Source organism: Paraburkholderia graminis C4D1M (assembly GCF_000172415.1).
In the GTDB taxonomy this organism is placed as follows: domain Bacteria; phylum Pseudomonadota; class Gammaproteobacteria; order Burkholderiales; family Burkholderiaceae; genus Paraburkholderia; species Paraburkholderia graminis.
Genome location: NZ_ABLD01000021.1, coordinates 14,567 through 27,272, shown reverse-complemented (window position 1 = coordinate 27,272; position 12,706 = coordinate 14,567). Strand labels below are relative to the sequence as shown.

The following is a 12,706-nucleotide window of genomic DNA, read 5'->3' as shown; positions in this document are numbered from 1 at the left end:
GATGCTTTCCCAGACGCACGAAACCCCGCACGCGGCGGGGTGTGTTCGGGCGAAGTGCGGCTTAGCCGAAGAAGTGCTGGACAGCCCATGTGATACCCAGTCCGCCCGCAATCAGCCACACGTACAGGATGAAGCCCGTGGTCAGCGCACGCGGACCTGCCTCGCGGATTTGCGAAATGCGCGTTTCGATGCCGAGCGCGGTCATGGCCATGGTCAACGCGAAGGTGTCGAGCGTGTTGAGCGTGCTGGTGGCGGCTTGCGGCAGCACGTGCAGCGAGTTGATCACGACGAAGGCGAGGAAGCCGAGCGCGAACCAGGGAATCGCGAGCTTGCCCGGACGACGCTGTTGAACCGCATCGCCTTGTTGCGAGCTGGCAGACGATGCGTCAACGTCGCGGCGCGCCGCACGGTTGACCCACAAGCCGACCACGAGCAGCACCGGCACGAGCAGCATCACGCGAGTCATCTTGACGATGGTGGCGATATGCGTCGCTTCCGGACTCACATTGCTCGCCGCGCCGACCACCTGCGCGACTTCGTGAATCGTGCCGCCAAAGAAGAGTCCGGCGCCCGTCGTGTCGAGATGCAGCCAGCCCGCCTTGAAGAGAACCGGGTAGAGGAACATGGAGAGCGTGCCGAACAGCACGACGCTGCCCACCGCCATCGCGCTTTTGTGCGGCTTGGATTGCAGCGTCGACTCGAAGGCGAGCACGGCCGCAGCACCGCAGATCGCGCTGCCCGCAGCGGTGAGCAGCGCGGTGTCGCGGTCGAGCTTCATGATTTTCATGCCGGCCCAGGTGCCAATTACCAGCGTGCTCACGACGATCAACACCGATTCGGCGAGGCCCGGCAAACCGACCTGGGCGATTTCCTGAAGGCTCACGCGCAGGCCGAAGAACGCGACGGCGATGCGCAGCAGCTTGCGCGCGGAAAAATTGACGCCGGCTGCCCAGCTTGCCGGCATGCCGTCGCGCAGCGCGTTGCCGTAAATCGCGCCGGCGACGATGCCGACGATCAGCGGGCTCAGCCCCAGCCCCGCAATCGCAGGGATCTGGGCGATGCGCGTGACGGCGGCGGCGAACAGGGCGACGAACAGAATGCCGTTGAGCTGGCCGCGGGCGGATGACGCTTCGGCGGTGGCGGCGGTGAGGCGGGCGGTGGTCATGGGTGCAGCCTTTGGACTGACTGAGTCGATGGGTCTAATCCTAAGTTAGATATATGAATATGAAAAATCGTGATTTAGAATGGAAACTATCCGCTCTGCCGATAGTTCGTTGCCATGACCCCTGATCAGCTTATAACGTTTGCCGCCGTCGCCGAACATCTGAACATCAGCCGCGCCGCGCTGGCTCTGCATTTGTCGCAGCCGGCGGTGTCGGGGCAACTGCGCCAGCTTCAGGATGAATTCGGCGAGCCGCTTTATCAGCGCGACGGGCGCGGCGTGCGTCTGACGCCGGCGGGCGAGCAACTCGCGCAGTACGCCGCGCGGCTGCGCGACACCTGGCGCCAGGCGCATGCGTACCGCGACGCGCTGCGCGGCCTTGAGCACGGCACGCTGCGGATCGGCGCCACCACCACGCCCGCCAGTTATCTGCTGCCTTATCTGATCGCGGATTTTCATCGGCAGTATCCGGACGTGACGCTGCATACCGCCGACGGCAATACGACCGACATCGTCGGCGCGCTCGGCTCGGTCGACATCGCGCTGATCGAGGGGCCGGTCGGCACCGACCTGCCGCCGGATACGGCCGTGCACGCGTGGCGCGAGGACGAGATCGTGGCGATCATGCCGCGCACGCATCGGCTCGCGGAGGGGATGGGAGCAGACGCGGCAAATGCGGCAAATGCCGGGCTAGACCTTGCCGCGCTCGGCGCCGAGCCGCTGATCGTGCGCGAGGCGGGCTCGGGCGTGCGGCAAGTCGTCGAGCGTGCGTTTGCCCGCGCGGGCGTGCCGATGCGCGTGGCGCTGGAAATTGCCGGCGTCGAAGGCGTCAAGGAAGCGGTGCGGGCGGGCATGGGCATCGGCTTCGTCTCGGCAATGTCGATGCGGCATGAAAACGGCGCGCTGCGCGTGTTCTCGCTGAGTCCCGAGCCGCTGACGCGGCGGCTGTCGATCGTCGTGCCGCACGCGAGCGCGCCGTCGCGTGCGGTCAAGCGGTTTTTGGCGTTGTGTCTGGAGGATGGGGCGTAGACACCGAGCGCCGCGGCGCGGCGCGCCAACACTGCCACAGCCCCGCCTGGGGATTTCCACTATGGTCTCCGACACGAACCCAAGCGCACTATTCGCCTATCGCAAGCGCTTCGGCGCTTTTTTGAAATCCGCCTTTGGAACCGGTTCCATAGACGGAAGCGGGACGAAACACACGGTAGTGACGACATGACGGATGCAGTGGAAGTAGCGATTGTTGCCAGCGCTTTCGGCGCCGACGCGGTGCGCACGGCGGGTCATCGCAAGTGGGCGGAGGCGAGCCGGCGCGCCGGGGCGACCGGTTTCGAAGTGCGTCGCGAGCTGTTCGGCGACGAAGCCGACGCGGAGCCGGCGTGCCTCGCGGTACTGGGCAAGCAGATTGCGGAGCTGGGCCTGTGGTCGGTGTACTCGACACCGGCGTCGCTGTACGCCGGAGACGGTCAGCTCGACGCGGCCGCGCTGCGGCGCGCAGTGGATGAAGCGACGGCGCTCGGCGCGCGCTTCGTCAAGCTGCAGCTCGGCGGCTTCGCGGACCGCGCGCACGGCGACGCGATCGCCGCGCAATTGCACGGCGCGAACGTTCGGCTCGTCGTCGAGAACGGACAACTGACGCAGGGCGGTTCGCTGCATCAGTTCGTCGGCCTGTTCGACGGACTGCAGCGCGAAGGTCACGCGGATCTGCTCGGCATGACGTTCGACGTCGGCAATTGGGCGTGGTGCGGCGTCTCGGCGCTCGACGCGGCCGTGGCGCTCGCGCCCTACGTCGAGTACGTGCATTGCAAGATCGCGGCGGGCGAGGGCGCGCGGCGTTTCGCGGCCGCGCCGGCTGCCGACGATGTCCGCTTCGCCGCCGTGCTGGACCGGCTGCCGCGCCGCGTGCCGCGCGGCATCGAGTTTCCGCTCGATCCCGCCTGCATCGACGACGACGCCACGCGGCGCGTCGCCTGGTTGGCCGCAGCGTAGGCGGTGGCGAGGACTGAGGCCCGAGAGTCAGCAGCCGAGAGCGAGCAGCCAAGAGCCGAGAGCGAAAAGCCGACAGCCGAAAGCCGAGAGCCAGAACCTGAGAGAACGAGCAGCAAACAAGACATAACAACAGAAGCAACAGCAGCAACAGCACCAAGGCACCAAGGCACCAAGGTACCAAACGCAGCAACCGCAGCAACCGCACCACCGCACCACCAGCCCGACGCACAAGCAGGAGCAACGCATGACCAACCGAGGCGCAGCACTGGACATCATCACCTACGGCGAAGCCATGGCCATGTTCGTGGCCGCCGAAACCGGCCCGCTCGCGCGAGTCGGCCAGTTCACGAAACGCATCGCGGGCGCCGACCTGAACGTGGCGATCGGCCTTGCGCGGCTCGGCTTCAAGGTCGGCTGGATGAGCCGCGTCGGCAACGATTCATTCGGCCAGTACGTGCGCGACACGTTGACGAGAGAAGGCATCGACCAGCGTTGCGTCACCACGGACGAGCGCTATCCGACCGGCTTCCAGCTCAAGTCGAAGAACGACGACGGCAGCGATCCCGCCGTCGAATATTTCCGCCGCGGCTCGGCGGCGAGTCACCTGTCGGTTGCCGATTACGTGGCGGACTACGTGTTGCCCGCGCGTCATCTGCATCTGACCGGCGTCGCGCCGGCAATCTCGGAGAGCTCCCGCGAACTCGCGTTTCATCTGGCACGTGAGATGCGCGCAGCCGGAAAGACCATTTCGTTCGATCCCAACCTGCGCCCGACGCTGTGGCCGTCGCGCGCCGCGATGGTCGAAGGCTTGAACTCGTTGGCCGCGCTCGCTGACTGGGTGCTGCCCGGCATCGGCGAGGGCGAGATTCTGACCGGCTACACGCAGCCCGAGGACATCGCCAGCTTTTATCTGGAGCGGGGCGCGCGCGGCGTGATCGTCAAGCTCGGCGCCGAGGGCGCGTACTTCCGCACCGCCGACGATGCCGCGATGATCGCCGGCCAGCCGGTCGCGAACGTCGTGGATACGGTCGGCGCGGGCGACGGCTTCGCCGTCGGCGTGATCAGTGCGCTGCTGGAAGGCAAGACGCTGCCGCAGGCGGTGGCGCGCGGCAACCGCATCGGCGCACTGGCGATTCAGGTGATCGGCGATTCGGAAGGCTTGCCGAGCCGCGCCGAACTCGATGCGCTCGAACGCGATGATGCGGCGAACGTCGCGCACGCGGCATGACACGCAGGCGCGGCGAACATGGCACAGGCGCCTCGGCGGCAGAGGCGGCGCGCACCGGCAAGCGCGCGCACGCACCGGCAGCCAGCGGCACACACATGCATCGAAACGGCAAGCACACGCATCGAAGCGCCGCGCGCAACGAAGACAGATCCAGCAAAGCACGGCGCGAGCCGCGCACCGATAACAGCAAGAGCGCTCGACAAGCGCCGCACCAGCTCCGTCCATCATTGTTTCGGGAAGCCGTAAAAGGAGACACCCCATGACTTCATCTCTCGCGATCCGCCGCTGGTGGACGATCATGCCGATCGTATTCATCACCTACAGCCTCGCTTATCTCGACCGCGCGAACTACGGTTTCGCGGCGGCCGCCGGCATCAACCAGGACCTGGGCATCAGCAAGGGATTGTCGTCGCTGATCGGCGCGCTGTTCTTCCTCGGTTATTTCTTCTTCCAGATTCCCGGCGCGATTTACGCCGAGCGCCGCAGCGTCAAGAAACTCGTGTTCTGGAGCCTGGTTCTCTGGGGCGGCTGCGCGGCGTTGACCGGCATGGTCAGCAATATTCCGTCGCTGATGGTGATCCGCTTCGTGCTCGGCGTCGTCGAGGCCGCGGTGATGCCGGCGATGCTGATCTTCATCAGCAACTGGTTCACGAAGAACGAGCGCTCGCGCGCCAACACGTTCCTGATTCTCGGCAATCCGGTGACGGTGTTGTGGATGTCGGTCGTGTCCGGTTATCTGGTGCACTCGTTCGGCTGGCGCCATATGTTCATCGCCGAGGGCGTGCCCGCGATTCTGTGGGCCGTGTGCTGGTGGTTCATCGTGCAGGACAAGCCGCAGCAGGTGTCGTGGCTCACGCAGCAGGAGAAGGACACGCTCGCCGAAACGCTGCGCGCCGAGCAGGCCGCGATCAAGCCGGTGCGCAATTACGCCGAGGCGTTCCGCTCGTCGGCGGTGATCAAGCTGTGTGCGCAGTACTTCTGCTGGAGCATCGGCGTGTATGGTTTCGTGCTGTGGCTGCCGTCCATTTTGAAGAACAGCTCGACGCTCGGCATGGTCGAAACCGGCTGGCTGTCGGCGCTGCCGTATCTCGCCGCGACCATCGCGATGCTGGCGGCGTCGTGGGCATCGGATAAACTCAACCGCCGTAAAGTGTTCGTGTGGCCGTTCCTGCTGATCGGCGCGGTCGCGTTCGCGGCATCGTATGCGCTCGGCTCCACGCATTTCTGGCTCTCGTATGCCGCGCTCGTGATTGCCGGCGCCGCGATGTACGCGCCGTACGGTCCGTTCTTCGCGATCGTGCCGGAACTGCTGCCGAAGAACGTCGCGGGCGGCGCGATGGCGCTGATCAACAGCATGGGCGCGCTCGGTTCGTTCGTCGGCTCGTATGTGGTCGGCTATCTGAACGGCGCGACGGGATCGCCCGCGGCATCCTATGCGTTCATGAGCGTCGCGCTGATCGCCGCGGTCATCCTCACGCTGATCGTGAAGCCGCAACAGCAGGCGGCAGCGCCGCGGCACAAGCTCGCTACACCGTTGCAAGGAAAATAAGCTGATGAAGAAGATCGTCGCGTGGAAGTCGTTGCCTGAAGACGTGCTTGCGTATCTGCAACAACATGTCGAAGTGGTGCCGGTCGACCCGGCCCGCCATGATGCGTTCGTCGCCGCGTTGCGCGAGGCCGACGGCGGCATCGGCGCGAGCGTGAAGATCACGCCGGCCATGCTCGAGGGCGCGACGCGATTGAAAGCGCTCTCGACGATCTCCGTCGGCTTCGATCAGTTCGACGTCGCCGATCTCACGCGGCGCGGCATCGTGCTCGCGCACACGCCGGACGTGCTGACCGAATCCACCGCGGACACGGTGTTCTCGCTGATCCTCGCGTCCGCGCGCCGGGTGGTCGAGCTTGCCGCGTGGGTGAAGGCGGGGCAATGGCAGCACAGCATCGGGCCCGCGCTATTCGGCGTCGACGTGCAGGGCAAGACGGTTGGCATCGTCGGCCTGGGACGCATTGGCGGCGCGGTCGCGCGGCGTGCGGCGCTCGGTTTCAACATGCAGGTGCTCTATACGAACCGCAGCGCGAACCCCGAGGCCGAAGCGGCTTACGGCGCGCGCCGCGTCGAGTTGGCCGAACTGCTCGCCACTGCCGATTTCGTCTGTCTGCAAGTGCCGCTCACGGAAGAAACGCGGCACATGATCGGCGCAAAAGAACTCGCGTCGATGAAGAAAAGCGCGATCCTCATCAACGCGTCGCGCGGCGCGATCGTCGATGAAAACGCGCTGATCGACGCGCTGCGAAACGGCACGATTCACGGTGCGGGTCTCGACGTGTTCGAGAAGGAACCGTTGCCCGCCGACTCGCCGCTATTGCAGATGGCGAACGTGGTCGCGCTGCCGCACATCGGCTCGGCGACGCACGAGACGCGTCATGCGATGGCGCGCAATGCCGCCGAAAACCTCGTCGCCGCGCTCGCCGGTACGCTGACGACGAACATCGTCAATCGCGAAGTATTGCAACGGTGACGGCAGTCGCGATGAAGCGTTCGGCGGCCGGGTCGTTCGTTAAGCGACGCATCTTGCGTTGCATCTTGAGTTGCATGGGGCGTCGCATGACAGCGAGCGCGAGCACGCGATGAGTGCCACGCCCACATCTCAAGGCGCCCCGCGCCGCGCGACGATCACCGACGTCGCGCGCGAAGCCGGCACCGGCAAGACCAGCATTTCGCGCTATCTGAACGGCGAGATGAGCGTGTTGTCGCCGGAACTGCGTGCGCGTATCGAGGCGGCGATCGAGCGGCTCGACTATCAGCCCAATCAGATGGCGCGCGGCTTGAAGCGCGGCCGCAACCGGCTGATCGGCATGCTGCTCGCCGACCTCACGAATCCTTATACCGTCGAAGTGCTGCAAGGCGTCGAGGCCGCATGCCACGCGCTCGGCCTGATGCCGCTCATCTGCCACGCGGCGAACGAAGTGGAAATGGAGCGGCGCTATCTGCAACTGCTCACCACGTATCGCGTCGAAGGCGTGATCGTCAATGCGCTCGGCGTGCGCGAGGAAACGCTGCGGCCGGTGGGCGGCGGCGGGATTCCGGCGGTGCTCGTCGATCGTTCCGTGGAAGGCCTCGCCGCCGACATCGTCGGACTCGACAATCGCGCGGCGGCGGAACTGGGCACGCGGCATCTGCTGGACAGAGGCTTTCGGGAAATATGGTTCGTCGTGCAGCCGTTCGAGCAGGTCAGCTCGCGGCGGCTGCGCGAGGCGGCGTTTCGGGACGCGATGCGGGCACATGCGGATGCGGGTGCCCATGCCGATGCTGATGCAAGCGCTGCGCAAGGTCATACGCTCGTGCTCAATCTCGCCGACGCCGCGCAAACAGAGCACAGCCTCGCGGAACTGGATCGGGCCATCGACACCGCGCATCAACGCGCAGGCAGAATCGGCGTTGATGCCCGCATCGCCGTGTTCGCGGCGAATGCGCCGGTCGCGCTGCGGCTCGCGCTGCATCTGAAGGCGCGTTACGGCGACGCCTGGCAGACACGCGTCGCACTGCTTTCCATCGACGATCCCGAGTGGGCCGAACTGACCGGCATCACGACGATTCGCCAGCCGACCTATGACATCGGCTATCGCGCGGTGGAGTTTCTGCATGAGCGGATCGAGGGCGTGCAGACCACGGCGCGCGACTGTCTGCTGCCGGGGGAGTTGATCGTGCGGGCATCGACGGCGCGCTGACAGGCTCACGCGATCTGAACGGCACTGCAGCGGCACTGCGCGGCACCGCGCGACGTCATTCGCCCCCGCCACTCGCCGCATTTCCCATCCTCGCGAACTTCGCCGCCCGTTTCCCGCCGATCTGCGATCATTCGGGCTGCGGCGCGCAGCGGGTGCGCGCCGGTCATCGCAAGGAAACTCATGGTCGTTGCACCGCTCACTCTGTCGAGCCTCGCGCTCGCGACGCTCGTCGTCGCCGCTTTGCCGTTTGTCATTTACCGCCGCCTGCGCCGGCCGCTTGCGCTGAAGCCGCGCCCGGCGATCGCCGGCATCGCCATATTCGCGCTGTTCGCGATGGTCATCGAGCGCGCGCTGAACGATTATGTGCTGCATCGGAACGAGGCGACCGCGACGTTCCTGTCGCATCCGCTGGCCTTCGTCGTGTATGGCGCGCTGGCCGCCGGAATCTGCGAGGAAGTGGGGCGGTTCATCGGCATGCGCCTGCTGATTAAGCGTGCGTCTGCAAGGGCGGCTGCAAGTGCTTCGGCAAGCGCGTCTGCAACGCCCGCGTCCGCGCACCAAACCCCGCGCACCGACGACGGCACTGCGCTCGCGTACGGACTCGGTCATGGCGGCGCGGAAGCGTGGCTCGTCGGCGTAATGGTGCAGGTTCAATGGATTCTGTTCGCGGTCTTCGAAAACCGCGGCCAGCTCGACAGCTATCTGAGCAATCTGCCGACCGAATCGTTGATGCGCATCCATCTGATACTCGCGAGTCTGACGCCGCAAACAGCCGGCATTTTCGCGCTCGAACGGATCGCGGCACTCGTCTTCCAGATCGGTTTGTCGGTGCTGATGTGGCGCGGGCTGCGCGCCGGCTGGCGCGGCATCCTGCCGCTCGCGATCGCGCTGCATGCGCTCGTCGACGTGCCCGCCGCGCTGTTCCAGGCGCAGCTCGTGCCGCTTGCCGCGGTCGATGCGGTCTATGCGCTCGCAGCGGTCGTCGTCGTGGGATTGCTGTTCAAGACGTTGCGGCGTCCCGTCGCGGACGCTGTGACGGAACTGCCTCGCTAGGATGATGGCGTCGCTGCGGCCGCAGCGGCCTCGATAGCCGCTGCTTTACAATCGACGGCCATCCACCGCATGCCTATGACCTTCGGCACATCCATGGAAGCTTACCAATACGACTGCGCGAATCCCGAGTTCGAGGAATTGGCGCGCGTCATCAGCGATCTCTTTCCCGAGCAGACGCAGTTCATCCAGCGTGCCGCCGAAGACGGCACGCCCACGCTGGCGATTCACTGGGTCGCGATGCGCTTCGGCGCGACCGCGCGACGCATCGTGATGACGGTGCAGATCGCGCCGGCGGCGCTCGCGCGTTATCGCGCGCTGCCTGCGCGCTTGCGCGGCCGCAGCTTCGCGGTGTTGCGCGCGTATGTCGAGGCGAGCATCGGCTCGCTCGAGGAACAGTATGCGAATGGCGAAGCGGTGCCGCGCGAAGTCACCGTGGATCTCGGCGACGAATTTGCGTAACGCGCGCGTGACGTGCTTTAGTCCGCGAGACGGTAGACCTTTGCGAAGCGCGCGGCCTGCACGACGCCGTAATCGCCGGGCGCGTACTGCATGATCCAGTCGCCGGCCGCGCCGCGCAGCACGTCGCCGCCGTTCGCCGAGCGGGCCAGCGAAAACGCTTCGTGCATCTCTTTCGCGAGCACGACGGCCGGGCGGTTGCGATAGGCGCCGGGCTCGCCGTGCGTGAGCGCGGCATCGGCGGGAACATACTTCGCGTCGAAGCGTTCACGCGACACGACCCAGCGGTCGCCGGTCGAGCCGGTGATCAGCGCGTCGCCTGGCAGATAGCGGTTCGGGCCTTCGAGACTCATCAGTTCGCCTTGCGTGGCGGCGAATTCGACGTTGACCGTTTCGTCCTTGACGACACGCCGGGCGGCGGGGTCCTGGCTCAGGTCGGGATTTTTCAGGTGGTTCATGAAGCGGGGCAGAAGGTGTGTTGACGGCGGCGCCGCGATCTCGATGTGATCGAGCGCGGACTCGCATCATGCCAGACGCATCTTACGGAGCGCTTCTTTTACGGTGCGACGTGCGGGACGCGATGCGATCCGATTCGACGTGATGCAATCCGGCGCACATCGCGATGCGGGCGCGGCACTGAAACAAACGGCGTCTACCGTCGAACCGCGCCGCTTGCATCACGCACCGCGCCTGCAATCCGTTAAGGCTTCACCGTTGCATCGCTCGCCGGAGCCGGCGCCGCTTTGCCGCTCTTGCCCTTGCCGTGATGACGACGCCCGCCCTCAGCACCGCCTTCGCGATGGAACGTCGTATCGGCGAGCTTCTTTTGTTCCGGCGAGAAGCTGTTGTAGAGCGGATCGAATGCGTCCACCAGTTTCTTCACGCCGTCCGCATGGGCCTGCGCGATGGTCGCATACTGCTTCATGTCGTCGAGCGCGGACAGGTTTGTCGCGGCGCGGCGTTCCTTGAACAGCTCGCCCATCGTCTGGCCGTTGCCGCGCATCACGTCGGCGAACGCTTTCCATTGCGGCTCCTGCTCCGGCGTAATCTTCAGTTGCGAATGCAGATAGGCGATGCGGTCTTCGACATTGCGTTCATGTCCAGCTTTCGCGGCGGGCGCGGACGCGGCCGTGCCCGAGGGCGCCGCTGCCGGCGCCGAGGCTTGTTGTGCGAATGCGCCGCTCATCGCGACTGCGGAGGCCAGCAAGACCAGTGCTTTTTTCATCGAAACTCCTGATGTCTATTCGAATTGGGACGATTGGACCAGTGCGTGCGGCGAGCGTTCCGCGTCATGACGCGGCATAACGTGACATAACGCCGGATAACTCGCCAGGCGTCATGATGCGGATCGCTCGATCCTTACGGTCGCCGCTATTAGTATCACGATATCCCTACAATGCGGCTCTTGTGCGACAAACGCTTACAACCGAAACGAACAGGAAATAGCGGGTGGATAAATTCGTCAGCATGGAGATTTTCGTGGCCGTGGTGGAGGCGGGCAGCCTCACGGCGGCAGCGGAGCGCTTCGACATTTCGTCGGCGATGGTCGGCAAACACATCCGTTCGCTCGAGACGCGGCTCGGCACGCGGCTGCTCACGCGCACCACGCGCCGTCAAAGCCTGACCGAGATCGGCCGGCAATACTACGAGCAGTGCCGGCGCATTCTCGCGGACGTGAAGGACGCCGAGTCGCTCGCCGAAGCGATGGCCGCCGCGCCGCGCGGCGTGCTGAAGGTGACGGTGCCGCTCACCTACGGCGTCGAAGTCTTCTCTTCGGCGATGACCGATTATCTGAGCGCATGGCCCGACGTCACGCTCGAACTCGACCTGTCGAACCGCATGAGGGACCTCGTCGAAGAAGGTTTCGACGCAGCGGTGCGCATCGGCCATCTGCCGGATTCGAGTTTTGTCGCGCGGCCATTGAAGCCGTATCGCATGCGCGCGTGCGCGTCGCCGGCGTACCTTGCGCGCGCGGGCATTCCGCGCACGCCGGCCGATCTCGCGCATCACGAATGTCTCGGTTTCCTGCATTGGGGCCGCGAGGGGACATGGAGGCTCGGCGGCGAAAGCGCAACGGAAAACCCGCTCCGCGCAGGACGTTTTCGCGCGAATAACGGTCAGGCGCTCAAGGTCGCCGCATTGCGCGGCTTCGGCCTCGTGCTGCAACCGGAGGCGCTGCTCGCACGCGAGATCGAGAGCGGAGAACTGGTGTCGGTGCTGGAAGAGCATCTGCCGCAAGGCGCGCCCGTGCATCTCGTCTATCCGCGCGATCGGCGCGCCACGCCCAAGCTGACCAGCTTCATCGACTTCGTGATCGAGCGCTTCGGCGTTTGAAGACGCGCCGCATGGCACTGAAGACGCGCGATAATCCGCACCACTCCGACCACTTCTTCTTCCTTCTCCGATGAGACCTCCGCGCCTCGACCAACTCGACGATCTCGACCGCAACCTCGTGGCGCTGCTTCAGGCGAACGCGCGAGAAAGCGTCGCCAATCTCGCGCGCCAGCTCGGCGTTGCGCGTACCACCGTGATCGCCAGAATCGCGCGGCTCGAGCGCAGCAACGTGATCGCGGGCTACAGCGTGCGGCTCGGCCAGGACGTGCTCGATTCGAGCATCTATGCGTATGTGGGGATCATCATCGCGCCGAAGCATGGGCCCGCTGTGCAAAAGCGCCTCGGCAAGATGCCCGAGGTGCAACTGCTATGCGCGGTGAGCGGCGAATTCGACTACGTCGCCTGGCTGCGTGCGGATTCGCCCGATCGTCTGAACGATCTGCTCGATCAGATCGGCGGACTCGAGGGCGTGGAGCGGACCACGACCTCGATCATTCTCGCGCGCAAGATCGATCGCGGCATGGTGTGAAGCGCACGTTGCCGACGTTTTTTAGATGATCTTTTATGGCGCTTTTGACGCGTTCCTGACGTTTCGTCGGCGTGGCTCGTCAAAACGTCGAAGTTGATGGTCATTACGCAGCATTTTGCGCGTATGAACTGGTTTTGCTTCTCCCTACACTGTCGTTCGAGGGTTCAGCCCGCCGCGCGCCGCGCTCGATCGCGGCGCACCTGAAGCTGGAGACAGCGCACGAAAT

13 protein-coding genes are annotated in these 12,706 nt (G+C 65.4%); 10 read left to right on the top strand and 3 right to left on the bottom strand.

From position 1 onward, the window contains the following. Nucleotides 1-61: 61 nt before the first annotated feature. Entirely contained in the window at nucleotides 62-1,165 is a 1,104-nt protein-coding gene (locus BGRAMDRAFT_RS25335) for a YeiH family protein (protein ID WP_006051727.1), read from the bottom strand. Nucleotides 1,166-1,279: 114 nt separating this feature from the next. Between BGRAMDRAFT_RS25335 and BGRAMDRAFT_RS25330 the strand changes: the two genes are divergently transcribed. The 8 genes from BGRAMDRAFT_RS25330 (at nucleotide 1,280) to BGRAMDRAFT_RS25295 (ending at nucleotide 9,620) form a co-directional block, all read left to right on the top strand. Continuing rightward, nucleotides 1,280-2,191: a LysR family transcriptional regulator gene (locus BGRAMDRAFT_RS25330; protein ID WP_006051726.1), complete on the top strand. Its 912-nt coding sequence runs from the start codon at nucleotides 1,280-1,282 to the stop codon at nucleotides 2,189-2,191. Between the two features lie 186 nt (nucleotides 2,192-2,377). Then, nucleotides 2,378-3,151, top strand: coding sequence for a sugar phosphate isomerase/epimerase family protein (locus BGRAMDRAFT_RS25325; protein ID WP_006051725.1), 774 nt, complete (start codon nucleotides 2,378-2,380; stop codon nucleotides 3,149-3,151). A 244-nt stretch (nucleotides 3,152-3,395) separates the two neighbouring features. Further along, nucleotides 3,396-4,379, top strand: coding sequence for a sugar kinase (locus BGRAMDRAFT_RS25320; RefSeq protein ID WP_006051724.1), 984 nt, complete (start codon nucleotides 3,396-3,398; stop codon nucleotides 4,377-4,379). Between the two features lie 259 nt (nucleotides 4,380-4,638). Then, entirely contained in the window at nucleotides 4,639-5,928 is a 1,290-nt protein-coding gene (locus BGRAMDRAFT_RS25315; RefSeq protein ID WP_006051723.1) for an MFS transporter, read from the top strand. 4 nt (nucleotides 5,929-5,932) lie between these two features. Next, complete coding sequence (locus tag BGRAMDRAFT_RS25310; RefSeq protein WP_006051722.1) at nucleotides 5,933-6,898, top strand: 2-hydroxyacid dehydrogenase; 966 nt, start codon at nucleotides 5,933-5,935, stop codon at nucleotides 6,896-6,898. A gap of 109 nt (nucleotides 6,899-7,007) precedes the next feature. Beyond that, nucleotides 7,008-8,108: a LacI family DNA-binding transcriptional regulator gene (locus BGRAMDRAFT_RS25305; RefSeq protein ID WP_006051721.1), complete on the top strand. Its 1,101-nt coding sequence runs from the start codon at nucleotides 7,008-7,010 to the stop codon at nucleotides 8,106-8,108. A gap of 180 nt (nucleotides 8,109-8,288) precedes the next feature. Then, nucleotides 8,289-9,161 carry a YhfC family intramembrane metalloprotease gene (locus BGRAMDRAFT_RS25300; RefSeq protein WP_006051720.1) on the top strand — a complete coding sequence of 291 codons (873 nt, stop codon included), beginning with the start codon at nucleotides 8,289-8,291 and terminating at the stop codon, nucleotides 9,159-9,161. Between the two features lie 93 nt (nucleotides 9,162-9,254). Continuing rightward, complete coding sequence (locus BGRAMDRAFT_RS25295; RefSeq protein WP_029968588.1) at nucleotides 9,255-9,620, top strand: DUF3022 domain-containing protein; 366 nt, start codon at nucleotides 9,255-9,257, stop codon at nucleotides 9,618-9,620. A 17-nt stretch (nucleotides 9,621-9,637) separates the two neighbouring features. On the opposite strand, the gene BGRAMDRAFT_RS25290 is transcribed toward BGRAMDRAFT_RS25295, so the two are convergent. Continuing rightward, the gene (locus BGRAMDRAFT_RS25290; protein WP_006051718.1) at nucleotides 9,638-10,075 is read right to left on the bottom strand and encodes a PGDYG domain-containing protein; all 438 of its coding nucleotides are present in this window, start codon (nucleotides 10,073-10,075) and stop codon (nucleotides 9,638-9,640) included. A 242-nt stretch (nucleotides 10,076-10,317) separates the two neighbouring features. Continuing rightward, nucleotides 10,318-10,842 (bottom strand): Spy/CpxP family protein refolding chaperone, encoded by a 525-nt coding sequence (locus BGRAMDRAFT_RS25285; protein WP_006051717.1) that lies wholly within the window; start codon nucleotides 10,840-10,842, stop codon nucleotides 10,318-10,320. Between the two features lie 224 nt (nucleotides 10,843-11,066). Between BGRAMDRAFT_RS25285 and BGRAMDRAFT_RS25280 the strand changes: the two genes are divergently transcribed. Next, a complete protein-coding gene (locus tag BGRAMDRAFT_RS25280; RefSeq protein ID WP_006051716.1) occupies nucleotides 11,067-11,951 on the top strand; it encodes a LysR family transcriptional regulator in 885 nt (294 codons plus the stop codon). A 70-nt stretch (nucleotides 11,952-12,021) separates the two neighbouring features. Then, nucleotides 12,022-12,480 carry an Lrp/AsnC family transcriptional regulator gene (locus BGRAMDRAFT_RS25275; protein WP_006051715.1) on the top strand — a complete coding sequence of 153 codons (459 nt, stop codon included), beginning with the start codon at nucleotides 12,022-12,024 and terminating at the stop codon, nucleotides 12,478-12,480. Nucleotides 12,481-12,706 lie beyond the last annotated feature (226 nt).